This is a genomic window from Isoptericola sp. NPDC019693 (assembly GCF_044389085.1).
In the GTDB taxonomy this organism is placed as follows: domain Bacteria; phylum Actinomycetota; class Actinomycetes; order Actinomycetales; family Cellulomonadaceae; genus Isoptericola.
Map to the genome: position 1 here is coordinate 246,084 of NZ_JBIRXP010000004.1, position 23,134 is coordinate 269,217.

Sequence of the window (23,134 nt, forward strand, 5' to 3'; positions counted from 1 at the left end):
CTCCGGTCACGCGGACCGGGGGCCGGGCCCCGTCGTGCCTCAGCGGCCCAGCACGTCCCGCGTCGCGACGTCGGGCCGCAGGTCGAGCCGGCGGAGGAGCTGGGCGTTGAGCGCCACCACCACCGTCGACAGCGACATCAACAGCGCGCCGACGGACATCGGCAGCACGAACCCGACCGGCGCGAGCACGCCCGCCGCCAGCGGCACCGACAGCAGGTTGTAGCCCGCCGCCCACCACAGGTTCTGCGTCATCTTGCGGTAGCTCGCCCGCGACAGCTCGATCACGGACAGCACGGACCGGGGGTCGTCGCTGGCGAGGATGACCCCCGCCGACGCGATGGCGACGTCCGTGCCGGCGCCGATGGCGATACCGACGTCCGCCTGCGCGAGCGCCGGGGCGTCGTTGACGCCGTCACCGACCATCGCGACCCGCCTCCCCTCGGCCTGCAGCTCCGCGACCCGGGCCGCCTTGTCCTCGGGCCGCACGCCCGCGAAGAACCGGTCGACGCCGAGGTCGTCCGCCACGGACCGCGCCACGGCCTCCGCGTCGCCGGTGATCATCACGACCTGCACGCCCCGCCGGTGCAGCGCCTCGACCGCCTCGGCGGACTCCGGCCGCACCTCGTCCGCGAGCTTCAGCCCGCCGACGACGACGCCGTCGCGCAGCACGTGCAGGATGATCGCACCGTCGGCGCGCCACGCCTCGGCCTGCGGGACCTCGCCGGAGTGCAGCTCCCCGAGCTGCTCCTCGAGCAGCCGCGGCCCTCCGACGCGCAGCTCGTGCCCGTCGACGGTCGCGACGACGCCGACGGCGGGCGACGACGAGAAGTCGGTCGCGCGCGGGACGTCGAGCCCGCGCTCCCCGGCCGCCCGGACGATCGCCCGGGCCAGCGGGTGCTCGCTGTCCGCCTCGGCGGACGCGGCGAGAACGAGGACCGTGTCGGCGTCCACGTCGCCGACCGCCGCGACGTCCGCGACCGTCGGCTCGCCCTTGGTCAGCGTGCCGGTCTTGTCGAAGAGGACGGCGTCGACGGTGCGCATGCTCTCGAGCGCCAGGCGGTCCTTGACGAGGACCCCGCCGCGGGCGGCACGCTCGGTCGCGATGGAGACCACCAGCGGGATGGCGAGGCCCAGCGCGTGGGGGCAGGCGATCACGAGGACGGTGATAGTCCGGACGACGGCGTCGTCCGGCAGGCCGAGCGCGGTCCAGGCGATCGCCGTCACGACCGCGGCGCCCAGCGCGAACCAGAACAGCCAGCCCGCCGCGCGGTCGGCGAGCCGCTGGGCCCGCGACGACGACGCCTGCGCCTCCGCGACCAGGCGCTGGATACCGGCGAGCGCCGTGTCGTCGCCGGTCGCGGTGACCTCGACCCGCAGGGCGGAGTCGGTCGCGACGGTGCCGGCGGTGACGGCGTCACCCGGCTCGCGGGCCACCGTGCGCGACTCGCCGGTGACCATCGACTCGTCCATCTCCGCGCGGCCGTCCACCACGCGCCCGTCCGCGGGGACGCTGCCGCCGGGGCGGACGAGGACGACGTCGCCCACGCGCAGGTCCGACGGCGCGACGGTCACGACCTGATCGCCCTCGACCCGCTCGGCCTCGTCGGGCAGCAGCGCGGCCAGCGAGTCCAGCGCCGAGGTGGTCTGCGCCAGGGACCGCATCTCGATCCAGTGCCCCAGCAGCATGATGACGACCAGCAGGGCGAGCTCCCACCAGAAGTCGAGCTGGTGGTCGAGCACGCCGAGGCTGGCGCCCAGCGACGCGACGAACGCGACCGTGATCGCCAGGCCGATGAGCAGCATCATCCCGGGCTTGCGCGCCTTGAGCTCCGACACCGCCCCCGTGAGGAACGGCCGGCCGCCCCACACGTAGATCACCGTGCCGAGCACCGGCGAGACCCAGTCGACCCACGCCGCGGCGGGGAGCTCGTACCCGAGCACCATCGCGAACATCGGCGACAGCGCGACGGTCGGCACCGCCAGCACCAGCATGATCCAGAACAGCCGCCGGAACTGGCCCACGTGATCGGCGTGATCAGCATGGCCCGCATGACCTGCGTGCCCACCATGGCCGGCCATGTCGTGACCGGCCATGTCGTGACCGGCGTGGGCCGTCATGTCGTGCGCGTCGTGCTCGTGCTCCAGGACGGGCGCGCCGTCGGGGCGCCGGTGCCCCGCGTGCTGGTCGTGAGAGGAGTGGTCCACAGCTCGATCCTTGCCTCGAACGGTCGGTGTCGCGAGAGATCGCATACCCCACTGGGGTATCTCTCACTCCCCGGAACGTTATACCCCCACCCCGTATTTCGCGACCTCTGGCGCACCCGCCCCGCCCCGCGGGCCGCACCGCGATCCCTTGCGAGACTTCTACAACGATGGAAACATTCCCGGGGCACGCGATCGCTCACTGAGGACCCTCGACGAAGAGGAGCACCATGAACGCCCGCACCGTCTGGACCACCGCCATCTCCGCCGCGACAAGCGCCGTGACCGCCGCCGCGCTGGTGGTCGGCTCGGCCGCCGTGGCGACCGCCCCCGCAGGAGCCGCCGACTACCCCGGCCCCGGCGTCGTCACCGGCGACACCGGGGTGCACGACCCCGAGGTCGTCAAGAAGCCCGACGGCACCTACCTCGTCGCCAGCACCGGCGAGGGCATCCGTCTCAAGACGTCCACCGACCGCACCCACTTCACCGAGATCGGCGCCGCGTTCCCGGGCGGCACCCCCTGGGCCGACCCGTACACCGGCGGCAGCACGCACCTGTGGGCGCCGGAGATCCACCACGCGAACGGCCAGTACTACCTCTGGTACTCGGCGTCGTCGTTCGGCGTGAACACGTCGGCGATCTTCCTGGCCACGAGCCCGACCGGTGATCCGGGCACGTGGACGCACCGCGGCAAGGTCGTCGAGTCCTCAGGGTCGGACGACTTCAACGCCATCGACCCCGCGCTCGTGGTCGACGCCGACGGCCGGTGGTGGCTGAGCTTCGGCTCCTTCTGGTCGGGCATCAAGATGATCCGCCTCGACCCGCAGTCCGGCCTGCGCTCGGGCAGCGCGTTCCACTCCATCGCCGGGCGCGGGGGCGGCGCGATCGAGGCGCCCACCATCCATCGCCACGGCGGCTACTACTACCTCTACGTCTCGTTCGACTCCTGCTGCCAGGGCGCCGCCTCCACGTACCGCGTCATGGTCGGACGCTCGACGTCGGTCACGGGCCCGTACCTCGACCGCGCCGGCGTCCCCATGACCCAGGGCGGCGGCACGCAGGTGCTCGCCGGGCACGGGTCGATCCACGGGCCCGGTCACCAGACCGTCTTCTCCGACGTCGACGCGGACGTGCTGATGTACCACTACTACGCCGACTCGGGCGCGTCGTTCCTCGGCATCAACCTGCTCGGCTACGACAGCGCCGGCTGGCCGTACGTCTACTGACTCCCCCACCACCGCCGAACAGGCGGTTGACACCGTGATCGAGCTGCTCGCCGCCTCATAAGGGTGTCAACCGCCTGTTCGGCACACGGGGCGGGTGGGGGCGGGAACAATCGCGCGGGGCGGCGCGTTGCGGCAGGGCCCGTACACCGTACGAAACGAGGTTCCGTGCCCCAGCCCACCTCCCCGCACACCCCCGCCACGGCACTCGATCGCGTCGCCGCCGACGCGATCGAGGAGGAGCAGGCCGCCCTCGACGCCGCGTGGTCACGACGCGCCGCGATACTCGAGGACCTGGAGCACACGCTGGCCACCACGCGTCCCGAGGACGTCGCGGCCCGCGCGCGGGTCGCGCAACTGCGGACGCGACGCGCGGAGGTGCAGGCGGCGGACCACGGCCTGGTCTTCGGCCGGCTCGACGCCGACGACGGCGCGGTGCGACGCCTCGGTCGCGTCGGGCTGCCCGGCGCGACGGAGGACGACGAGCCGCTGGTCGTGGACTGGCGGGCCGCCGCCGCACGCCCGTTCTACACCGCCACCCCGGTGGACCCGCAGGGCGTGCGTCGCCGGCGCCACGTGCGCACCCGGGGGGCGCAGGTGGTCGGCGTCGACGACGAACCGCTCGACGGCGGTCTCGACGACTCCGGGCTGGTCGGCGAGGGCGCGCTGCTCGCCGCGCTCGACGAGCGCCGCACCGGCCGGATGGGCACCGCCGTCGCCACCCTGCAGCGCGAGCAGGACGACGTCGTGCGCGCGGACACCCGCACGCCCCTGGTGGTGCAGGGCGGCCCGGGCACCGGCAAGACCGTGGTGGCGCTGCACCGCGTCGCCTACCTGCTGTTCGCGCAGCCGCACCTGGCGGAGCGGGGCGTGCTCGTGCTGGGGCCGTCGACGCGCTTCCTCGACTACATCGCGCAGGTGCTCCCGGCGCTCGGCGAGACGGCGGTCGTCTCCGCCACGTGCGACACCCTCGTGCCGGGGGTGCGGCCCGCGCGCGCCGAGGGGCGCGCCGTCGCGGAGCTCAAGGGGCGGTCGTCCTGGCTCCCGGCGCTGCGCCGGTTCGTCGCGTCGCTCGAGCCTGCCGACGGACCGCTCGCCCTGGTGCTCGACGGCGAGGAGCACGTCCTGACGGCGGCCCAGGTGGCCACCGCGCGCCGCGGCGCGGCAGGGGCCGGCTCGTACCACCGCGCCCGCGACCGGGTGGTCGAGCGCCTGCACGACCTCCTCGTCGACGCCGTCGCCGACCGCCAGGCCGAGCTGCTCGCCCGCGCCGAGGAAGGGTTCGAGGACGTGCTGGGCCAGCTCGACGCACGGCTCGCCGCCGCCGACGACCGCGCGCTGCCCACCGGCGCGACCGGCTCCGACGTCGACGGCGTGCTGTCCGAGTCCGACCTCGAGGCGCTGCGCGACCGCGTCGCCGCCGACCGCGGGGTCGCCGCGTCGCTCGACGCCTGGTGGCCGCGCCGCGACCCGGCCGCGGAGCTCGCCCGGCTGCTGCACGACACCGAGCTCCTGGCCGGGCACGCCTCGGACCTCACGGCCGCCGAGGTGGCGCTCGTCGCCGCCGAGCCGGCCGGAGGCACGGACGGGTGGGCGAGCAGCGACGTCCCGCTCCTCGACGCCCTCGCCGACCTGCTCGGCGACCCCGAGGAGACCACGGCGGCCGTCGCCCCGGGCCGGGCGCCCGACGTCGAGGGCGTCTTCGTCGCCGCGCGGGCCGCCGCCCGCCGGGACTGGACCTACGGGCACGTGGTGGTGGACGAGGCGCAGGAGCTCTCCGGCATGCAGTGGCACATGGTGGTGCGACGCTGCCCCACCCGGTCGGTCACCGCCGTCGGCGACATCGACCAGGCGTCGTCGGCGCACCGGCAGACCGACTGGGCCGAGGCCGTCGGCGACGCGCTCGGCGACCGCTGGCGCCGGGCCGACCTGACGATCTGCTACCGCACCCCCCGCGAGGTCATGGAGCTCACCGTCCCCGTGCTGCGCCGGGCGGGCAGCCGCAACGACCCGCCGCGCGCAGTCCGCTCCGCGCCGGTCGCCCCGTGGCGGGTCGAGGCCGTCGGCGCCGCCTGGCCGGGGACCGTCGCCGGGATCGTCGCCGGGATGGGCGCGCGGTACGACGGCGGCACGGTCGGCGTGGTCGCGCCCGCGTCCCGGCTCGCCGCGCTGCGCGACGTCCTCCCGGACGGCGTGCCCGCGCTCACCGCGACGGACGCGAAGGGCCTCGAGTGGGACGCCGCCGTCGTGGTCGACCCGGACGGCATCGCCGCCGAGCCGCGCGGCTGGAACGGGCTGTACGTGGCCCTCACCCGGTGCACGCAGGAGCTGGCGCAGGTGACCGTCCCGGCGCCGCCCGCCGACGGGCCCGTGCCGTCGCGGTGACGGTTCGCACCCTCTGACCTTCCTCAAATCACCTGCGGGCACGGCGCACGGGCCACGAGGATGACGACGCGACACCGCCCGCCGCGACCAGTGAAGCGAGGAACTCCCATGCGCGTCCTGGTGACCGGAGGCGCCGGGTACGTCGGGTCTCACACGGTGCTCCGGCTGCTCGCGGCCGGGCACGACGTCGTCGTGGTGGACGACTTCTCCCGGGGCGCACCGGCGGCCCTGGAACGGGTCGAGAACCTGGCGGGGCGGCCCGTGCCGGTGCACGTCTTCGACGGGGCGGACATCGACGCCCTCGAGCGCCTCTTCGACGCCGAGGGTTTCGACGCCGTGCTGCACCTCGCCGGCATCAAGAGCCCGAGCGCGCGCGGCGTCCGACCGCTCGACAGCTACGAGACCAACCTCGGCACGACGTTCACCCTGCTGCGCTGCATGGCCTGGTACGGCGTCGACCGCCTCGTCGTGTCGTCGTCCGCCGCCGTCTACGGCGAGGGCCGCGACCTGCCCCACGCGGAGGATGCGCCGCTCGCGCCCACCGGCCCGGTGGGCCGCAGCCACGCGATGAACGAGCAGATCCTGCGCGACGTCGTGGCCGACGCCGGGCCCGCCCTGCGGGTGGGCGTGGTGCGGCACTTCTCCGCCGCGGGCGCCCACCCCTCGGGCTCGCTCGGCCCCGACCGCACGGGCGCGTCCGCGAGCCTGCTCACCGCCGTCGCGGAGGCCGCCGCCGGGCTGCGCGACGGGCTCGAGGTGTACGGCGCCGACCACCCGACCCCCGACGGCACGACCATGCGCGACTACGTGCACGTGGACGACCTGGCCGCCGGCCACGTCGCCGCCCTGGCGGCGCTCGGCGACGCCGATGAGCAGCTGTCCACCTGGAACCTCGGCAGCGGGCGCCCCACCAGCGTGCTCGAGCTGGTCCGCGCCTTCGAGTCCGCCACCGGCCGCACCGTCCCGTACCGCGTGGCCGGCCGCCGGGAGGGCGACGTCGCCGTGTCGTACGCCGACCCGGCCCGCGCGGAGGCGGAGCTGGGCTGGAGCGCCTCGCGCGGCATCGAGGACATCTGCCTGGACCTGTGGCGCTGGCACCAGCGCAACCCCGCCGGGTACCCCACGTCGCTCGCCCCCTCCGCCCCGTGGCGCGGCGGCGTGGGCCACCGCCTGCGTCTCGTCTCCGCCGTGCCGGCGGCCGCGGCCTGGTAGGCCGGGCCCGCGAGCGGTCAGTCCTTCGTGTCCCGGTAGTACCGCAGCGCCCCGGGGTGCAGCTCGACCGGGTCGGTGAAGATCGCCCGCACCCGGTCGAGGTTGGCCGCCGACGGCACCTGCGCCGCGATCTGCGCCCGCGCGTCGAACAGGGTGGACACCAGGGTCCGGGCCTCGGCCTCGGGCATGTCGGCGCGCACCATGAGGAAGTTCGGCACCGCCAGGGTCTCGACGACCTTCGACGACCCGTACATCCCCTCGGGCACGATGCCGTGCCGGTAGCCGCTGCCGTACCGGGACCGCACCGCCTCCACCAGGTCCCCGAGGGGCACCAGGCGCACCGGCACCTCGTCGGCGAGCGCCGTCAGGCCCGGGGTGCGCAGCCCTCCGGACCAGAAGAACGCGTCGATCTCCCCCGCCCGCAGCGCGTCGATCGAGCCGTCCAGGCCGAGGCGGACGTCGGTGAGGTCCTCGGCGGGGACGTCGGCCGCCGCGAGCAGCCGGTGCGCGATGAGGGCCGTGCCGGACTGCGGCGCCCCGAGGGAGACCTCCTTGCCCCGGAGGTCGTCGATGGTGCGGATCCTCGAGCCGGCCGGCACGACCAGGTGCAGGAAGTCGTCGTAGACGCGGGCCAGGGCGCGCACCTGGAGCGGCTGGTCGAACTCGCCGTCCCCCGCGACGGCGTCCCGGGCGGCGTCCGCGGCGCTGAACGCCACCTGCGCCCTGCCCGCCTCGAGGCTCTCGAGGTTCTCCACCGACCCGCCCGACCCGACGACCTCGACCGGCAGGTCGTACCGGTCCTCGACCACCTGGGCCAGCGCCGTCCCGTAGGCGTGGTAGATGCCGGTGGAGCCGCCGGTCGCCACGGTGAGCGCGTCGGGGCGCTGCCCGTCCCACGGGTCGCCCGCCGTGTCGTCGCCGACGCACCCCGCCAGGACCGGCAGCGCGACCAGCGCCGCGACCAGCAGCCCCGCGAGCCGTGCCGCCCCCTTGCGCGCCGCCGTCACGACGTCGCCTCCACCCCGGCGTCGACGGGCGCGCCGGAGCCCGCGGCGAGCCCGGGCACCCGCAGGCGCACCTCCAGCCCGCCGCCGTCCGGCAGGCCCAGGCGCAGCCCGCCCCCGCCCGTGGCGAGCAGCTCCGAGGCGATCGCCAGGCCGAGCCCGGAACCCCGCACGGTGCTGTGGCCGGGAGAGCGCCAGAATCGCTCGGCGAGGCGGTCCAGCTCCTCGGGCGGGACGCCCGCGCCGTGGTCGCGCACGACCACCTCGACCGCGCCGCCGTCGGGCCCGCTCGCCGCGGTGACCGTGACGTCGACGCGGCCGCCGTCGGGCGAGAACTTCACCGCGTTGTCGAGGACGGCGTCGAACGCGCACTCGAGCACGATCGGGTTCAGCTCGGCCCAGGCGGCGCCGTCGTGCCCGTCGTCGCCGCGGTCGAAGGTGAGCTCCCGCCCGACTGCGAGCAGCCGCCAGCTGTCCACCCGCCGCGCGACGAGCTCGGCGACGTCCAGCGGGTGCGCACCGGCGGCCAGGTTGGCGTCGTCGGCCAGGAGCAGCAGGGCGTCGAGGATGTGCGCCATGCGGATCGCCTCGGCGCGGACGTGCGCCACCTCGGTGGCGTGCTCGGGCGGCGTCGACAACGCCAGGTCCTCGACGCGCAGCATGAGCGCGTTGAGGGGGTTGCGCAGCTCGTGCGACGCGTTCGAGACGAACTCCTGCTGGCGGTGCATGGAGTGCTCCACCTGGCCGGCCATCGCGTTGAACCGGGTGACCACCTCGCGGAGCTCGGGCGGGCCCGTGGACGGGGGGATGCGGGCGTCGAGCCGCCCGCGCCCGATCTCGCCCATCGCCGTGTCGACGGCGCGCACCGGCCGCAGCACCCAGCCCGCGGTGCGGTGCGCGATGACGACGGCCAGCACGCACATCGCCGCGCCCGCCGCGACGAGCAGGCCCCAGCTCGACCAGATGCTGCGGGAGACCTCCTCCGCGTCGGACACGGTGACGACGGCGCCCACCAGGTCGCCGCCGTCGTACACGGGCTCGGCCACGACCACCCGCTCGGCCTCCCAGGGCAGCGAGCTGAGGTCCGCCTCGCCGCGACGGCCCGCGAGCGCCGCGTGCCGCTCGTCGACCCCCTGCGGGTCGATGCCGTTCGTGGCCCACGTGGCCCCCGACTGGTCGACGACGGCCGCCGCCACCCCGTACACCTCGCGGTAGCGGTCCAGGTCGCCCTGGACGATCGCCGGGTCGTCGACCGTGAGCGACTGCCGGGCCGTGATGACGAGGTACCCCGCGTCGGCGAGCCGGTCGAGGTAGACCGCCTGCTGGTTCGCCCGCGCGACGTTGCCCGCGTAGGCGGTGCCGAGCAGCGCCAGCACGAGCACGCAGGGCACGAACAAGATGATCGCCAGCCGGGTCCGCATCGGCGCCTACGCCCCCGCGCCCGTGGGACCACCGCCGTCGGGCGCCGCCACCCGGTAGCCGACGCCGCGCACCGTCTCCACGACGTCGGGCTCGCCGAGCTTGCGGCGCAGGGACGCGACGTGCACCTCGAGCGTGCGGCCCAGGCCCTTCCAGCTGGAGCCCCACACGTCGCGCAGGATCCGCTCGCGCGTGAGGACGGAGCCCTGCTGGCGCACCAGCAGGGCGAGCAGGTCGAACTCCTTGCGGGTCAGCTCGACGACCGCGTCGACGGCGCCGCCCACCCGGTCGCTCGTGCGTCGCACCTCGCGCCGCGCGAGGTCCACGACGAGGCCGCGCACCCGGACGCGCGCGTCGGCGGCACCGGGGCGGGCGTCGTCCCACTCGCGGCCGCGGCCGCGGCGCATCACGGCGTCGATCCGGGCGAGCACCTCGCGCACGTCGTACGGCTTGGTCACGTAGTCGTCGGCGCCGAGCTCGAGGCCGCGGATGCGCGCGTCGAGCCGGGTCCGGGCGGTGACCATGATGATCGGGGTGTCGGAGACGCGGCGGATGCGCCGGCAGACCTCGAACCCGTCGATGTCGGGCAGGGACAGGTCGAGCAGCACCATGTCGGTGCGCGGGCTCAGCTCGCGCAGCGCGGACGCGCCGTCGCGCGCACGGACCACCTCGTAGCCGTGCCGTCCGAGCACGGACACGAGCGCGCCGGCGACATGGTCGTCGTCCTCGACCACGAGCAGCTGCACGGGATCGTCCCTCCGTCGGGCGCCTGGAGCGCACAGGGTAGCGGAGCCGCTACCGGTGGTCAGAGCCAGCCCACGCGCCGGAAGACGCGGAAGAGCACCACGCAGCCGACCACCATGAGCACGAGCGCGAACGGGTAGCCGAGCAGCCAGTGCAGCTCCGGCATGTGCGCGAAGTTCATGCCGTAGATCCCCGCGACGACGGTGGGGTAGACGAGGATCGCCGCCCACGCCGAGATCTTGCGCATGTCCTCGTTCTGCCGCACCGACACCTGCGACAGGTGCACCTGCAGCATGTCGGAGAGCAGGTCGTCGTGGGCGTCGAGGTGCCGGTCGATGCGTTCGACCGTGGACGCCACGCGTTCCAGCGCGCGCCGGTCGGCGACGACGCGCCGCCCGTCGGTGGTGAGCTCGGGCAGCTCCGCCGCCACCGGCAGCAGCGCCCGCCGTGCCTCCGTGATCTCTCGCTTGAGGTCGTAGAGGCGCTGCACCGGGTCCGCCGTCGTCCGGTCGAAGACGACGCGCTCGGCGTCGGCGACGGCGTCGCCCAGCGCCACCTCGACCTCCGACGCGACGCCCACCAGGCCCAGCACGACGGCGAGCGCCACGCGCTGCGCTCCCGACCCGTGCGTCGGGCCGGGGCCACGCAGCCGGTCGAGCGCGTGGGCGTGCACCCTCGCCCGGCCGGTCTCGAAGCTGAGCACGGCGTCCGGGCCGGCGAGGACCCCCAGCTCACCCGTGTGCACCTGCCGGTCGTCCTCGGTGAACCAGACCGTCGGCGTGAGCACCGCGACCCAGTCGTCGTCGAGCCAGCGCACCGCGGCCACCGGCCGTCTCGGCACGTCCCCCGCGGAGAGATGGACGTGCCCGAGCCGCTCCCGCAGCCCGGGGTCGATCTCGCCCGCCGCGGCGAGGAACGACTCCTTGTCCGTGACGTGGCGCCAGCGCGCCGGGTGGTCGCCGTCCGGCGCGTCGGCCGGCGCGCCGTGCGGGCCGACGAACCACTCTCCCGCCGTCTCCTCGTCCGTCACTCCCGCATTCTCGGACGAACCGGGCCGAACGGCACGGCGACGGCCTCCCGCCCGCGTCACGGCGGCAGTTCGCGTTCGCGGCGGCAGTTCGCGTTCGCGGCGGCAGTTCGCGTTCGCGGCGGCAGTTCGCGTTCGCGTCGGCAGTTCGAACTGCCGACGTGAGCCAAAACTGCCGCGCCGACCGTCACACCGCGAGCGTCAGGCTCCGACCGGCACGTCCTGCGGAGCCGGCTCGGGCCGCGCGTCGGCGGCCCGGCGCGCGACCCACGCCGCACCCGCACCGGCGACGACGAAGATCCCGCCGAGCGCGAGCCAGCCGGGGGTGCCGTACCGGATGGGCAGGGCGGTGACGACGACGGGCGCCGCCATGCCGGCGAGGGCGTAACCGGTCTGCGACAGGCCCTGGTAGGCGCCGGCGCGGCGCGGGTCGGCCAGCTCGAACGCCATGCCCCAGCCGCCCGCCTCGGACAGCACCTCGCCGAGCGAGTGCGCGACGGCGGCGAGCACCAGCAGGGCGGTGGCGGCGACGAGGCTGCCGTACCCGGCCGCCGCGTAGAGCACGCACGCGGCGGCGAGGAGCACGGCGCCGCGGCGCACGGCACGCCCCGCCGCCCGCACGTCGTGCGTGCCCCGCGACGCCCGCACCTGCAGCAGCGCCACCAGCACGGTGTTGACCACGAGCAGCGCGGAGACGACGGCGGTCGGCGCGTCGGTGGTCGCGACCCACAGCGGCACGCCCACCGTCATGACACCGAACTGCATGGCCACGACGGCGTTGAGCACGACGCTGGCGACGTACGTGCGGTCGCGCAGGGGGTGCGGTGCGGCGGCGACCGGCGCCGGGGCGTCGGCGCTCGCCACCGGGGCGGGCGCGTCGGCACGCAGCCGCTCCCCCAGCTCGGGCACGCGACGCGGGAGCAGGACGAGCGGCACGACCGCGCCGAGCAGCAGCACCGCCGTCGCGACCATCGCCGTGCGGTACGCGAGCGCGGTGTCCGCCAGGAGCGCCACCGCGGCGGCGAGCGTGCCCACCCCGATGAACACGTTCATGACGACGCGCAGCCGCGCCCGCACGTCGACCCGCTCGGGCCCGGTGAACCAGCGCGCGAGGAGGGCCTGCCGCGCGGTCGAGTGCACGCCGCGCGCTCCGACGGCGACGATGGCGGCGAGCGTGAAGCTCACGGCGTCCCCGGTGAACGAGTAGGCGGCGAGGGCCACCGCCTGCGCGCCGACGCCCCACACCTGCACGACGTGCGGCCCGAGCCGGTCGGACCAGCGGCCCGCGAGGAACGCGCCGAGCACCCCCGCGCCGCCCGCGATCCCCAGGCCGAGCCCGACCGTCCCGGCGGAGAGCCCGACCACGCGCGTGAAGTACAGGACGGACACCGCGTAGAACACGCCGTTCGACATGGCGAGAGCCGTCGTCGAGATGGTGAGGGCGCGCGCCACGGGGTCGCGCGGCAGGAGGGTCTGGAGCACGCGTCCAGTAGGCGGCACACGTCGCCGACGACGAACGGATGTAGCGCTCCCCTACATCTAGGATCACCTCGTGGGATGGATGCACTACGAGCTGGCGGGCATGGACCTCGCCGACGTCCGCTTCGCCGTCTCCCCGATGAACGAGCTGGTCCTGTCGCTGCGGGCATGGCGCGACCCGGGCCGCTACCCCATGCACCTGCCGTGGCTGCGCCGGGTCGAGGAGGCGCGGCCGTCGCTCGACGACGAGATGCTGCTGGCGCTGACCAACGAGTCGCTGTGGACGCCGGACTACCTCACGCCGCGGCCCGGCAGCCCGCTGACCCGCATCGACGACGAGCTGGCAGCGGTGGCCGCCGTCGACGACGCGACCGTCGCGCACGACCTGGCGGTGGTGCACCCCCGCGGCCTCCCGGCCGCGCTGCAGGGCCCGGTGTCCCGGGTGCGCCGCCGGGTGGACGCCGCGCTCACGGCCTACTGGGACGCCTGCCTCGCGCCCGTGTGGCCGCGGATGCGCGCGGTGCTGCAGGCCGACGTCGTGTACCGCAGCACGGTGGTCTCGGCGCGCGGCGCGGGCGCGATGTTCGCGGACCTGGCGCCGCGGGTGTCGTTCGCCGACGGGGTGGTGAGCGTGCAGCTCACCTCGCTGGCGGCGGCGCGCCGGCGCTCCACCACGGGCGCCGGGCTCACCCTGGTGCCGACGCTGTTCACGCGGGGAGCCTCGTGCCCGATCGACCCCGAGGAACCGCCCGCCATCATGTACGGCGCGCGCGGCACGGGCACCCTGTGGCAGGCGCAGGAGCACGTCGCCGCCGACGCGCTGGTCGCCGTCCTGGGCCGGGCGCGGGCGGGGCTGCTCACCGCGCTGGAGCGGCCGGCGTCGTCCACCGAGCTCGCCCGGCGCCTCGACGTCACGACCAGCGCCGTGAACCAGCACCTGCGCGTGCTGCGCGACGCCGGCCTGCTGACCTCGGCCCGCTCCGGCCGGTCGGTGCTGTACCTGCGCTCGGAGGTGGGCGACGCGCTGGTGGGCCCGGCCCGCTGACCGGTCAGCCGGCCACGCGCGCCAGGTGCGCCAGGTGCGCGTCGAGCACGTCGAGCGCCCACGCGGCGTCGTCGCCGGGCTCCTGCCGCACCACGTGCAGCGCCAGCCCGTCGACGAGGGCGTGCAGCTCACGCACCTCGACCTCGGACGGCGGCCCCCCGGCCAGGACGGCCAGCGCCCGCGCGCAGACGTCGCGGATCGCGTCCTGCGCGGCGCGATGGCCGTCGCGCAGGGCGGGGTCGGTCATGGCCGCGGTGCCGAGCGCGAGGTACGCCTCCATCTCGGTGCGGCGCTCGGCGTCGAGCGGGAGGAGCTGCGCCAGCACGGCGCGCGACCAGCCGTCACCGTCCTCGACGGCATCGACCCGCTCCTGCAGCCGCTCCAGGACCAGGGCGACGGCCCGCTCCCGCACGCTCGCCACGGTCGGGAACGTGTAGCGCAGGGAGCTCTGCGGCAGCCCGGCCTCGGCGGCCACGTTGCGCACGGAGAGGGCCTCGAGACCGTCGCGCACGAGGACGCGCCACGCGGCCTCGGACACCTGGCGGCGGCGTTCGTCACGGTCGAGCTTCTGGGGCACGGCCCTATGTTCGCACAGTCGTGCGAAGTGTGCTAGAACTGTCTTCGCACGATCGTGCGAAGACCTGTGCAGATCCCGACCGAGAGGAAGTGACGTGCCGTGGACTGGCTGATCCTCGTCGCCGCCGGCGTGATGGAGGCCGTGTGGGCGACCGCGCTGGCCGCGTCGCGCGGCTTCCGGCGGCCGGTGCCGACGGCGGTGTTCGTCGTCGGCCTGGCCCTGAGCATGTGGGGCCTCGCGCACGCGATGCTCACCATCCCGGTGGGCACCGCCTACGCCGTGTGGGTGGGCATCGGCGCGGTGCTCACCGTGGGCGTCGCCATCGTGCGCGGCGACGAGCGGCTGACCGTTCCCCGCGCCCTGCTGCTGGTCGGCCTTGTCGGGTCGGTCGTCGGACTCAAGGTGGTGAGCTGACATGAGCGCCAAGAACGTGGGCACGAGGAAGAACGTGACCACCGTGGCCTGGGTGGTGCTGCTGGCCAGCGCCGTCCTCGAGGCCGTCTGGGCCACGGCCCTGCACGCCAGCCACGGGTTCACCGTGCTGCCCGACACGATCGTGTTCGTCGTCGCCCTGTCGGCGAGCATGCTCGGCCTGGGTTACGCCGCGAAGCACATCCCCATCGGCACCGCGTACGCCATCTGGACCGGCGTCGGCGCCGCGCTGACCGTCGCGTGGGCGATGCTCACCGGCACCGAGACGGCGTCGCTCCTCAAGGCGCTGTTCCTCGTCGGCATCATCGGCTGCGCCATCGGCCTCAAGCTGGTCGGGCACGACGACGCCCCGCAGGACGCCGCCTCCGACAGCGACGTCACCGCCGGTGGACCACCTGCGCCGCGGCCTGGTCACGGGGCATGAGCAGCACCTGGTCGACGTTGACGTGCGCCGGGCGGGTGGCGATCCACGCCACCGTCTCGGCGACGTCCTCGGCCGTGAGCGGCTCGACCCCGGCGTAGACGGCGTCGGCCTTCTCCTGGTCGCCCTTGAAGCGCACCAGGGAGAAGTCGGTGTGCACCATGCCGGGGTCGATCTCGCTGACCCGCACCGGCTGGCCGAGCAGCTCCAGGCGCAGCACCCGCGTGAGCGCGGCCTCGGCGTGCTTGGCCGCGTTGTACCCGGCCCCGCCCTTGTACGGCTCGCGGCCCGCGATGGAGCCGATGGTGATGACCTGGCCGTCGCCGCTCGCGACCAGCCTCGGCAGCAGGGCCTTCGTGACGCGCACCGTGCCGAGCACGTTGATGTCGTACATGCGCTGCCAGTCGGCGAGGTCGGCGTCGGCCACCGACTCCGTCCCGAGCGCGCCGCCGGCGTTGTTGACGAGCAGGTCGCACCGCCCGAACCGCTCGTCGACGCCGGCGGCGAAGGCCGCGACGGACGCGTCGTCCGTGACGTCGAGCGGGATCGCGGTGCCGCCGGTCTCCGCGGCCACCTGCTCGAGGCGGTCCATCCGGCGGGCGCCGAGGACGACGTGGAAGCCCGCCGCCGCGAGGGCGCGCGCGCTCGCGGCACCGATCCCGCTGCTGGCTCCGGTGACGACGGCGACACGCTGGTCGTTCGACATGCCTCGTTACTCCTCGCGCTCGGGCGAGGGGCCCCGTCGGCCCCCCGCCCGATGCTATCGAGGCCGGCGGGCGCTCCCCCGCCGGCGGGGCTCACCCGACCGGCCGCGCGGTGCGCGCCTTGACCAGTGGCCGCGAGTACGGCCCCTGGCTGCTCGTCGATGCACCGCTGCGCACCAGCCCCTCGGCCAGCACGACCCCCGCGGCGACCGGGTCGACGACGGGCACGGGCAGGGCGTCCCGCAGGGCCGCGTGGAGCGACGTGAACCCGGCGCACCCGAGGACGATCGCGTCGGCGCCCGCGGCCAGGGCACGGTTCCCCGCGGCCACGAACGCGTCGACGGTGCGGGCCAGGTCGTCACCGACGTCGAGGACGGCGACGTCGGTCGCCTCCACGGCGACGCACCGGTCGTGCAGACCGGCGGTGCGCAGGCTGTCGCGGACGAGACCCCGCACCCGGGCCAGCGTGGTCACCACGCCGTACCGGTGGCCGACCAGCATCGCGTGCATCGCGGCCGCCTCGGTGATGTCCACGACAGGCACGTCGAGCAGCTCCCGCGCCCCCTCCCGCCCGTGCTCGCCGAAGCCCGCCATGACCACCCCGTCGACCGTGCCGTCGAGCTCCGCGAGGCGGTCCAGCACGGCCGCGGCCGTGACGTAGCTGTCGTAGAACCCCTCGGCGGACGCCGCGCCCCACCGTGGCTGGACGGCGACGATCTCGGTGCCCGGCCCGGCCACCGCCCGGGCACCCGCCGCGATCTCGGCGGTCATCCGTTCGGAGGTGTTGCAGTTGACCACCGCGAGGCGCACCGGACGGTCGACCGCGCCCCGCCGTCCGTTCAGGACTGCTCCGGGTACAGCGCGACGCGGCTGCGGCCGGGCTCGGGGTCGTCGTCCAGGCCGATCAGGCGCGCCGGGTTCTCGGACGTCATCTGCCGCACCTGCTCGACCGTGAAGCCGTAGTCGAGCAACAGGGTGATCCAGGTCCGCATGCCCTGGACCGCCGTCGGGAGGTTCCGGACGCCGTAGTCGGTGCCGAGGACGACGTGCTGCGGGCCGACCTCCCGGAGCGTCTCCATGTACGTCGGCACGGGCCGGCTCTGCCTCGGCACCTCGTGGCCCCGGTCGATGTACTCCTTCTCGACGTAGTAGTGCGTGAGCGGCACCGCCGTCGCGAAGATGTCGACGAGCGCGCCCTCGAGGAACACGCCGCGGGACGCCAGGTCCTTCTGCTCGGCGACGCTGAGCAGGCCGCGCGCCGGGTGCGAGACGAGGACCTTGCGGATGCCGTACTCCTGCGCGAGCTCGACCACCCGGAACACCTCGTCGTGGCCGACGTGGCCGGTGTTGAGGTACACCTCGGGGCGCTGCGCGACCAGCTCCAGGATCTCCGCCAGCTCGTCGGTGGGCTCGCCGTCGGTCGGGATGCGGATCGCGCGGGACAGCTCCTCCTCCGCGAACCTCGGGTACGCCTCGTGCAGCGGGACGAGCCTGCCGTCCACGACGGTCGACTCCCGGGACGCCTGGTGGTGCGTGCAGTGGGACCCGAAGCTGATCATCCGGCACCCGCCCTCGATGTTCAGGGCGGTCTTGATCGCGCGGGGGTTCATCCCCCCGTGCCCGGAGTTCATGAGGTACCCGCCGTACGTCCGGATCCCGGGGACGTGCCGGTTGACCATCCACGCCGTCCCGGACGCGCCGCCGAAGACGTCGTAGTACACGAGGGCGCGCATCCCCGCCGACCGCGCCTCGATCGCGATCTCGATCGGGTCGGTGTGCCCGGGGTTCGACGACAGCACCGGCCCCGCGTGGACGTGCGTGTCGATGGCACCGACCAGCAGCTCGTCGGGCAGCTCCATCGACCGGCGGTAGAAGTCCTCGGCTCCGTTCATCGACGTCCCGTCCTTTCGGTTTCGGCCAGCCTCTTGCCGGCCGCTGTAGTTCTGTATACCGTATCGCTCACCGCTCGTCCATCACTTCAGTGGGAACAGTGGCCCCGGGCCACTCAGGATCGTTGTTACATCTACGTTTCCAGCGTTTCCACGAGCGCGTCATCGCCGACGCGCAGCTCGGCGCGACAGCGATGTCGCCGCAGTTGCAGGCCATTCTGTATACGAGTCTGAACGGAGCGTCATGCGTAGACAGCACCAACCGCGGTCGGCCGTCATGCCGTCCGCCCCCGCAGGACCGAGCCGCCGGGCGTTCCTCGGCGGCATGGCCGCCGCCGGCGCGGCGGTGCTCGGGGCGTGCGCGCCCCAGAGCCCGGACGGCCGGAAGGTCGTCACCGTCTGGGGCGGGTTCGAGTCGATGAACGCCGACCTCGTCCGACACTTCAACGCGACCCACGACATCCAGGTCCGGTGGGTCGACAACGGCTGGGGGATCGGCCAGTACTACCAGAAGTTCATGACCGCCATGCACGCCGGGACCGGCGGCCCCGACGTCTTCATGACGGACCTCAGCCTCGTCCCCCACTTCGTGGTCCAGGACCATCTGCTCGACCTGGGCCGGTACGGCGCCGCCGAGGACGCGGGCACCTACGACCCGCAGGCCTGGGCGCAGCTGGCCCAGCACGACCACGTCTACGCGATCCCGGTGGACTCCGGGCCCCTGACGTTCTTCCACCAGTCCGACCGGCTGGGCGAGGCCGGCATCGACGTCCCCACCGACTGGGACGCGTTCGCCACCGCGGCCGACCGGGTGCGCACCCTCGACGACGACGCCTATCTCGCCGTCGCGGGCCCCTCGACCTGGTTCGCGGCGCTCGTCGCCCAGGCGGGCGGGTCCTTCTTCTCCTACGACCTCACCGACCCGGCGACGCTCGGGATCACCGTCGACACCGAGGCGGGGAACCGGGTCCTGGAGTTCTGGGGAGAGCTCATCGACGCCGGCGCCGTCGACACGACGGCGATGTTCTCGACCGAGATGGACGCGCGGCTCGCTCGCGGCGGCTACTGGGGGCTCGTGTCCGCGAGCTGGTACAGCTGGCAGATCGAGACCAAGGCCGCCTCGACCGCCGGCGGCTGGCGCGTCGCCGCCGTCCCGCGGTGGAGCGCGGGCGACACGGTCTCCGGGAGCTGGGGCGGGTCCGGCTACGCGGTGAGCAGGACGACCGCCGACCCCGAGGCCGCGGCGTACGTGGCCCGCCACCTGTTCGGCGCCGACCGCACGGCGTGGGACATGGCGCTCTGGACGGCGCGGCTGTTCCCGGCGCGACTGGAGACCCGGGAGTCGGACGAGTTCCGCGGACGCCCGTCGGACTTCTACGGCGGGCAGGCCGTGAACGAGGTCTACGCCGAGTCCGGCAGGAACGCCGTCATCCCCGACTACTCACCGTTCGACCGGTACTTCAGCGACGCCTTCGACCAGGAGATCTTCCGCGCGCTGCACGGCAGGATCTCGTGGTCGGACGTCCTGCCCGCCACGCGCGACCGCGTGGTGGCCTACGCGAAGGAGCAGGCGTTCGATGTCCACTAGCACCTCCACGCGGCCGTCCCCCGGCGCGTCCCCCGGCACACCCTCCGGGTCGTCACCGGGACGCGTTCGCGCGTCCCACCGCAGCCCGGCCACGATCGCGCGGCACCGGGCCGGCTGGCTGTTCGTCGCGCCGTTCACGGTGCTGATGGTCGGCCTCATCGCGGTCCCGGTCGTCTGGGCGGCACGCATGAGCCTCTACACCGACACCCTGGCGCGCGGACCGCAGTTCACCGGGCTGAGCAACTTCCTCAAGGTCGCCCAGGACCCCGAGTTCCTCGGGAGCCTGCGCCGCATCCTCGTGCTCGGCGCGGTCCAGGTCCCGCTGACGCTGGGCCTGGCGCTCGTCGCGGCGCTGCTCCTCGACCACTTCTCCGGCCGGTACGCCAAGGCGTTCCGACTGGCCGTGTTCCTGCCCTACGCCGTCCCCGGCGTCGTCGCCGTCCTCATGTGGGGGTACCTGTACAGCCCCACCTTCGGCCCGCTCGGGACCAACCTGCTCACCCCGTCGACCGGGCTCGGCGCGATCGGCAACATCCTCGTGTGGGGGGCGACGGGGTTCAACATGATCATCATCCACTCCGCGCTGCAGGGCGTCCCGCAGGAGATCTACCAGGCCGCGCGGGTCGACGGCGCGGGCGCGCTGCGGCTCGCAATCTCGATCAAGATCCCGATGATCGCCTCGTCGCTCGTCCTCACCGGGCTGCTGTCGGTGTTCGGCGCGATGCAGCTCTTCACCGAGCCGAACATCCTCAGTGCCCAGGCGCCGGACGTCTTCGTGCCCTCGTACACGCCGAACACCTACGCCCACAACCTGGCGTTCTCGTACGCCCAGTTCAACTACGCGGCGGCGGTCTCGTTCACCGTGAGCTTCCTCGTCTTCGTCGCGTCGTTCGTCCTCCTCCGCCTGACCCGAAAGCGAAGTGGCCTGTCATGAGCGCCGTCGTCACTCCGTCCCGCACCCGCCGGCCGGCCGCGGTCACGTCCGGGGCGCCCCGCGCGTCGGGCGCCCCGTCCCGGGGCCGCAACGTCGTCGTCCTCTACGCCGTCATGGCGCTGATGATCGTCTACTACCTGCTGCCCGTGTGGTGGCTGGCGGTCAACGCCACCAAGTCGAACGCCGACCTGTACACCTCGTCCGCGCTGTGGTTCGGCGGGCAGAACGTGCTGGTCGACAACGTCGTCGCGACGTTCACCGAGGACGGCGGCGCGTTCGCCCGCTGGCTCCTCAACACCGTGCTCTACACGGTGGGGGGCGGCATCGGGTCGCTGGTGGTCTCCGCCCTGGCCGGGTACGGCTTCGCCAAGTACGACTTCCCCGGCAAGCGGCTCGTGTTCGCCGGGCTCCTCGGGGTCATGATGATCCCGCTCACCGCCCTCGTGATCCCGCAGTACCTGCTGATGTCGACCGTGGGCCTGGTCAACACGCCGTGGGCGGTCATCATCCCGTCGATGCTGAACCCGTTCGCCGTCTACCTCATCCGGGTCTTCGCCCAGGACGCCGTGCCGGACGAGCTCCTCGAGGCCGCGCGGCTCGACGGGGCGAGCGAGCTGCGCGCGTTCCGGTCCGTCGCGCTGCACATCCTGCGCCCCGCGCTCGCCACGGTCCTCGTCTTCTCGCTCGTCGGCGTCTGGAACAACTACTTCCTGCCTTTGCTCATGCTGTCGGACAGCCGGCTCTACCCGATCACCGTGGGACTGGCCGACTGGTACGCGCGCGCCGAGGCGACGGCGGGCGCCTCGACACCGCTGTTCAACCTGGTGATCACCGGGTCGCTCATCGCCCTGGTCCCGCTCGTCGTGGCCTTCCTCGCGCTGCAACGGCACTGGGTGGGCGGGCTGACCCTCGGCAGCGTGCGATAGGGGCGGCATACCATGAGCACCGTGTCACTCCCCGACCAGGACCACGCCCTCGACGCTGCGGGCGCGGTGCCCGCACCGCAGGTCGTCTCCCGGCCGGGCCAGCTCTACCGGACGCTGCGCGACCGCATCATCACCGGGGTGTACGCCCAGGGCGAGCGCCTGCCCGAGCAGCGGCTGGCGACCGACCTCGACGTCTCGCGGATCCCCCTGCGCGAGGCGCTGCCCCGCCTCGAGTCGGACGGGCTCATCACGACCCTGCCCCGTCGCAGCGCCGTGGTGACGACGTGGACGACGGACGCCGTCCACCACCTGTTCGACGCGCGGCTCGCGATCGAGGTCGCGGCCGCCGGGCACGCCGCCCGCATCGCCCGGCGGGACGGGACGCTCGAGCTGGTCGAGCGCGCGCTGCTCGCGTCGGAGGAGCAGACACGGCTCAGCAACGAGCTCGGCTTCGCGGACGCCAACGCCGACTTCCACGCCGCGCTGGTCGAGGCGTCCGGCAACCCGATCCTCTCGGCGCTCATGCGCGGGCTCACCAGCCGGATGGCCTGGCTGTTCCTGCTCACGGCCCAGCGCGACCACGAGACCGCGTGCCGGGAGCACCGGGAGATCGTGGAGACCGTGCGGTCCGGGAACGAGCGGCTCGCGGAGGCGACGACGTACACCCACATCGAGGCGGGTCGGGAGCCGTCCATCACGTCGCTGCGCGACCGCCTCGGATCCTGACGCCCCCCGCGGCTTCGTTCGGCAGTCCCGCGCTTGTTCGGTCCCTGGAGGTGCCGACCAAGCGCACGACTGCCGAACGAAGCCGGGTCGGGGTGGGCGCGGCCGTGGCCTCAGCTCCCCGGGACGCCCGACCCGCGCGGCACCCCGGCGGTGGCGAGCAGGTCTTCGTGCAGCTCCATCCACACCCCGTGGACGGAGGTCGCACCCACCCCCGCCACCCGTGCGCCGTCGCCGGCCCGCGCGGCGGCCAGGGCGTCGTCGAGCCGCCGGTCGTACCCGGCGAACCGGGCGAGCTCGCCCGCCAGGGCGGCGAGCACCGGACGCACGCCGTCGACGGCGGCGGCGAGCTCGTCCAGCACCCGCCCGTCCCACGACGCGTCCCGATGGTCGTTGACCCCGAGGCGACCGTCGTCGGCGGGCCGCAGCTGCCAGTCGGTGCAGGCCCGCAGCAGCCGGTCGTTCAGCGGGGCGAACGCGGTGAGGGCATCGTGCACGACAGCGGCGGCGCGGCCGGTCGGGTCGGCGGCCAGCTCGGCGGCGAGCCTGCGCTCGTCCTCCCCCCGGCCCCGCTCGGTCAGCGACCAGCCCCCGGCCCCGGCGAACTCCGCCCAGGTCACGTGCCCGGACGCCTCCAGGTCGAGGAGGAGCTCCCGGGCCACGGCGGCGACGACGCCGGACCGCTCGGCGACAGCGTCGTCGTCCCCCGTGCCGAGCACGCGCACGGCGTGCAGCACGAGGAGCTCGGGCTCCGACGCGCGGCTCACTGCTCCTCCCCCACGCCTCCGCCGGACCGTGCGACCAGCCGGTCCAGACGCTGCTGCACGGCCTGGGGCGACCCCAGACCGAGCGCGCCGGCCATGCGCCCCCACGTGTGCCCGGCCCCTCGGGCGGAGAAGAGGGCGGCGGTCTCGAGCTGCTCCGCCTCGGCGCGCGCCGCAGGCACGAGCGCGAGCGCCGCGAGCGCCCCGGCGGCGTCCTGCTCGGGCGTGAGCTCGCCGCGCGCCGACCGCCACAGGTAGTGGCGTACGAGGTCGGTCGCCGACGGCGGCACGGACGGCGGCTGCCAGGGCCGGGGCGCGAGCGCGTCGGCACCCAGCTCGAGGAGCACGCGCCGGGCGCGCGCCTCGTCGGCGGCGGCGCCCTGGTCTGCGGCGTGGGGCTTGCGGTCCATCCCGCGACGGTCCACCATCAACGAAG

The 23,134-nt window shown here is 74.5% G+C and carries 22 protein-coding genes; 10 read left to right on the forward strand and 12 right to left on the reverse strand.

All coding sequences use genetic code 11. The annotated features are described in order from the left end of the window. Window positions 1-39: 39 nt before the first annotated feature. The gene (locus ACH436_RS13650) at window positions 40-2,250 is read right to left on the reverse strand and encodes a heavy metal translocating P-type ATPase (protein ID WP_430560736.1); all 2,211 of its coding nucleotides are present in this window, start codon (window positions 2,248-2,250) and stop codon (window positions 40-42) included. A 182-nt stretch (window positions 2,251-2,432) separates the two neighbouring features. Here ACH436_RS13650 and ACH436_RS13655 point away from each other — a divergent pair, with 182 nt between their 5' ends. From ACH436_RS13655 to galE, 3 genes are all read left to right on the forward strand, one after another. After that, window positions 2,433-3,428, forward strand: coding sequence for an arabinan endo-1,5-alpha-L-arabinosidase (locus ACH436_RS13655; protein WP_430560737.1), 996 nt, complete (start codon window positions 2,433-2,435; stop codon window positions 3,426-3,428). A gap of 165 nt (window positions 3,429-3,593) precedes the next feature. Continuing rightward, window positions 3,594-5,810, forward strand: a complete 2,217-nt coding sequence (locus tag ACH436_RS13660) for a HelD family protein (RefSeq protein WP_430560738.1) — start codon at window positions 3,594-3,596, stop codon at window positions 5,808-5,810. Window positions 5,811-5,918: 108 nt separating this feature from the next. Further along, entirely contained in the window at window positions 5,919-7,022 is a 1,104-nt protein-coding gene (galE, locus tag ACH436_RS13665) for a UDP-glucose 4-epimerase GalE (protein ID WP_430560739.1), read from the forward strand. A 17-nt stretch (window positions 7,023-7,039) separates the two neighbouring features. Here the strand turns inward: galE and ACH436_RS13670 are convergent, their stop codons facing one another. The 5 genes from ACH436_RS13670 to ACH436_RS13690 form a co-directional block, all read right to left on the reverse strand. Then, window positions 7,040-8,029, reverse strand: coding sequence for a TAXI family TRAP transporter solute-binding subunit (locus ACH436_RS13670; RefSeq protein ID WP_430560740.1), 990 nt, complete (start codon window positions 8,027-8,029; stop codon window positions 7,040-7,042). Continuing rightward, window positions 8,026-9,417, reverse strand: a complete 1,392-nt coding sequence (locus tag ACH436_RS13675) for an ATP-binding protein (RefSeq protein WP_430560741.1) — start codon at window positions 9,415-9,417, stop codon at window positions 8,026-8,028. The genes ACH436_RS13670 and ACH436_RS13675 overlap by 4 nt, the downstream gene beginning before the upstream one ends. Before the next feature lie 36 nt (window positions 9,418-9,453). Then, entirely contained in the window at window positions 9,454-10,191 is a 738-nt protein-coding gene (locus ACH436_RS13680) for a response regulator transcription factor (RefSeq protein ID WP_430560742.1), read from the reverse strand. A 59-nt stretch (window positions 10,192-10,250) separates the two neighbouring features. After that, window positions 10,251-11,219: a CorA family divalent cation transporter gene (locus tag ACH436_RS13685; RefSeq protein ID WP_430560743.1), complete on the reverse strand. Its 969-nt coding sequence runs from the start codon at window positions 11,217-11,219 to the stop codon at window positions 10,251-10,253. Between the two features lie 198 nt (window positions 11,220-11,417). Continuing rightward, window positions 11,418-12,698 carry an MFS transporter gene (locus tag ACH436_RS13690; protein WP_430560744.1) on the reverse strand — a complete coding sequence of 427 codons (1,281 nt, stop codon included), beginning with the start codon at window positions 12,696-12,698 and terminating at the stop codon, window positions 11,418-11,420. 79 nt (window positions 12,699-12,777) lie between these two features. Here ACH436_RS13690 and ACH436_RS13695 point away from each other — a divergent pair, with 79 nt between their 5' ends. After that, complete coding sequence (locus tag ACH436_RS13695; protein WP_430561025.1) at window positions 12,778-13,740, forward strand: DUF5937 family protein; 963 nt, start codon at window positions 12,778-12,780, stop codon at window positions 13,738-13,740. A gap of 4 nt (window positions 13,741-13,744) precedes the next feature. Here the strand turns inward: ACH436_RS13695 and ACH436_RS13700 are convergent, their stop codons facing one another. Further along, complete coding sequence (locus ACH436_RS13700) at window positions 13,745-14,317, reverse strand: TetR/AcrR family transcriptional regulator (protein ID WP_430560745.1); 573 nt, start codon at window positions 14,315-14,317, stop codon at window positions 13,745-13,747. Window positions 14,318-14,416: 99 nt separating this feature from the next. Between ACH436_RS13700 and ACH436_RS13705 the strand changes: the two genes are divergently transcribed. Then, entirely contained in the window at window positions 14,417-14,731 is a 315-nt protein-coding gene (locus ACH436_RS13705) for a DMT family transporter (RefSeq protein ID WP_430560746.1), read from the forward strand. A 1-nt stretch (window position 14,732) separates the two neighbouring features. Beyond that, window positions 14,733-15,173 carry a DMT family transporter gene (locus tag ACH436_RS13710; RefSeq protein WP_430560747.1) on the forward strand — a complete coding sequence of 147 codons (441 nt, stop codon included), beginning with the start codon at window positions 14,733-14,735 and terminating at the stop codon, window positions 15,171-15,173. Here the strand turns inward: ACH436_RS13710 and ACH436_RS13715 are convergent. The 3 genes from ACH436_RS13715 to ACH436_RS13725 all read right to left on the reverse strand — a co-directional run bounded on the left by ACH436_RS13715 (window position 15,127) and on the right by ACH436_RS13725 (window position 17,766). Continuing rightward, a complete protein-coding gene (locus tag ACH436_RS13715; RefSeq protein ID WP_430560748.1) occupies window positions 15,127-15,876 on the reverse strand; it encodes an SDR family NAD(P)-dependent oxidoreductase in 750 nt (249 codons plus the stop codon). The genes ACH436_RS13710 and ACH436_RS13715 overlap by 47 nt on opposite strands. A 91-nt stretch (window positions 15,877-15,967) precedes the next feature. Next, window positions 15,968-16,684 (reverse strand): aspartate/glutamate racemase family protein, encoded by a 717-nt coding sequence (locus tag ACH436_RS13720; RefSeq protein ID WP_430560749.1) that lies wholly within the window; start codon window positions 16,682-16,684, stop codon window positions 15,968-15,970. Between the two features lie 29 nt (window positions 16,685-16,713). Then, window positions 16,714-17,766, reverse strand: a complete 1,053-nt coding sequence (locus ACH436_RS13725; RefSeq protein WP_430560750.1) for a DUF6282 family protein — start codon at window positions 17,764-17,766, stop codon at window positions 16,714-16,716. Window positions 17,767-18,007: 241 nt separating this feature from the next. Here ACH436_RS13725 and ACH436_RS13730 point away from each other — a divergent pair, with 241 nt between their 5' ends. From ACH436_RS13730 to ACH436_RS13745, 4 genes are read left to right on the forward strand one after another with little or no spacing between them, the layout of a single operon-like run. Continuing rightward, a complete protein-coding gene (locus ACH436_RS13730; protein ID WP_430560751.1) occupies window positions 18,008-19,351 on the forward strand; it encodes an ABC transporter substrate-binding protein in 1,344 nt (447 codons plus the stop codon). Then, the gene (locus ACH436_RS13735; RefSeq protein ID WP_430560752.1) at window positions 19,341-20,285 is read left to right on the forward strand and encodes a carbohydrate ABC transporter permease; all 945 of its coding nucleotides are present in this window, start codon (window positions 19,341-19,343) and stop codon (window positions 20,283-20,285) included. The genes ACH436_RS13730 and ACH436_RS13735 overlap by 11 nt, the downstream gene beginning before the upstream one ends. After that, complete coding sequence (locus ACH436_RS13740) at window positions 20,282-21,211, forward strand: carbohydrate ABC transporter permease (protein ID WP_430560753.1); 930 nt, start codon at window positions 20,282-20,284, stop codon at window positions 21,209-21,211. Before ACH436_RS13735 ends, ACH436_RS13740 begins: the two co-directional genes overlap by 4 nt. 21 nt (window positions 21,212-21,232) lie before the next feature. Continuing rightward, window positions 21,233-21,937 carry a GntR family transcriptional regulator gene (locus ACH436_RS13745; RefSeq protein ID WP_430560754.1) on the forward strand — a complete coding sequence of 235 codons (705 nt, stop codon included), beginning with the start codon at window positions 21,233-21,235 and terminating at the stop codon, window positions 21,935-21,937. 110 nt (window positions 21,938-22,047) lie between these two features. On the opposite strand, the gene ACH436_RS13750 is transcribed toward ACH436_RS13745, so the two are convergent. Both ACH436_RS13750 and ACH436_RS13755 read right to left on the reverse strand, forming a co-directional pair. Beyond that, window positions 22,048-22,701: a transcriptional regulator gene (locus ACH436_RS13750; protein ID WP_430560755.1), complete on the reverse strand. Its 654-nt coding sequence runs from the start codon at window positions 22,699-22,701 to the stop codon at window positions 22,048-22,050. Further along, window positions 22,698-23,108, reverse strand: coding sequence for a DNA-binding protein (locus ACH436_RS13755; RefSeq protein WP_430560756.1), 411 nt, complete (start codon window positions 23,106-23,108; stop codon window positions 22,698-22,700). The genes ACH436_RS13750 and ACH436_RS13755 overlap by 4 nt, the downstream gene beginning before the upstream one ends. Window positions 23,109-23,134: the final 26 nt, after the last annotated feature.

Excerpts from the sequence above, each read along its gene's own strand:
- ACH436_RS13715 (WP_430560748.1), bottom strand. The coding sequence starts at position 15,876 with ATGTCGAACGACCAGCGTGTCGCCGTCGTCACCGGAGCCAGCAGCGGG.
- ACH436_RS13740 (WP_430560753.1), top strand. The coding sequence starts at position 20,282 with ATGAGCGCCGTCGTCACTCCGTCCCGCACCCGCCGGCCGGCCGCGGTC.
- ACH436_RS13710 (WP_430560747.1), top strand. The coding sequence starts at position 14,733 with ATGAGCGCCAAGAACGTGGGCACGAGGAAGAACGTGACCACCGTGGCC.
- ACH436_RS13755 (WP_430560756.1), bottom strand. The coding sequence starts at position 23,108 with ATGGACCGCAAGCCCCACGCCGCAGACCAGGGCGCCGCCGCCGACGAG.
- galE (WP_430560739.1), top strand. The coding sequence starts at position 5,919 with ATGCGCGTCCTGGTGACCGGAGGCGCCGGGTACGTCGGGTCTCACACG.
- ACH436_RS13655 (WP_430560737.1), top strand. The coding sequence starts at position 2,433 with ATGAACGCCCGCACCGTCTGGACCACCGCCATCTCCGCCGCGACAAGC.
- ACH436_RS13650 (WP_430560736.1), bottom strand. The coding sequence starts at position 2,250 with ATGCGATCTCTCGCGACACCGACCGTTCGAGGCAAGGATCGAGCTGTG.
- ACH436_RS13735 (WP_430560752.1), top strand. The coding sequence starts at position 19,341 with ATGTCCACTAGCACCTCCACGCGGCCGTCCCCCGGCGCGTCCCCCGGC.
- ACH436_RS13725 (WP_430560750.1), bottom strand. The coding sequence starts at position 17,766 with ATGAACGGAGCCGAGGACTTCTACCGCCGGTCGATGGAGCTGCCCGAC.
- ACH436_RS13695 (WP_430561025.1), top strand. The coding sequence starts at position 12,778 with ATGCACTACGAGCTGGCGGGCATGGACCTCGCCGACGTCCGCTTCGCC.
- ACH436_RS13730 (WP_430560751.1), top strand. The coding sequence starts at position 18,008 with ATGCGTAGACAGCACCAACCGCGGTCGGCCGTCATGCCGTCCGCCCCC.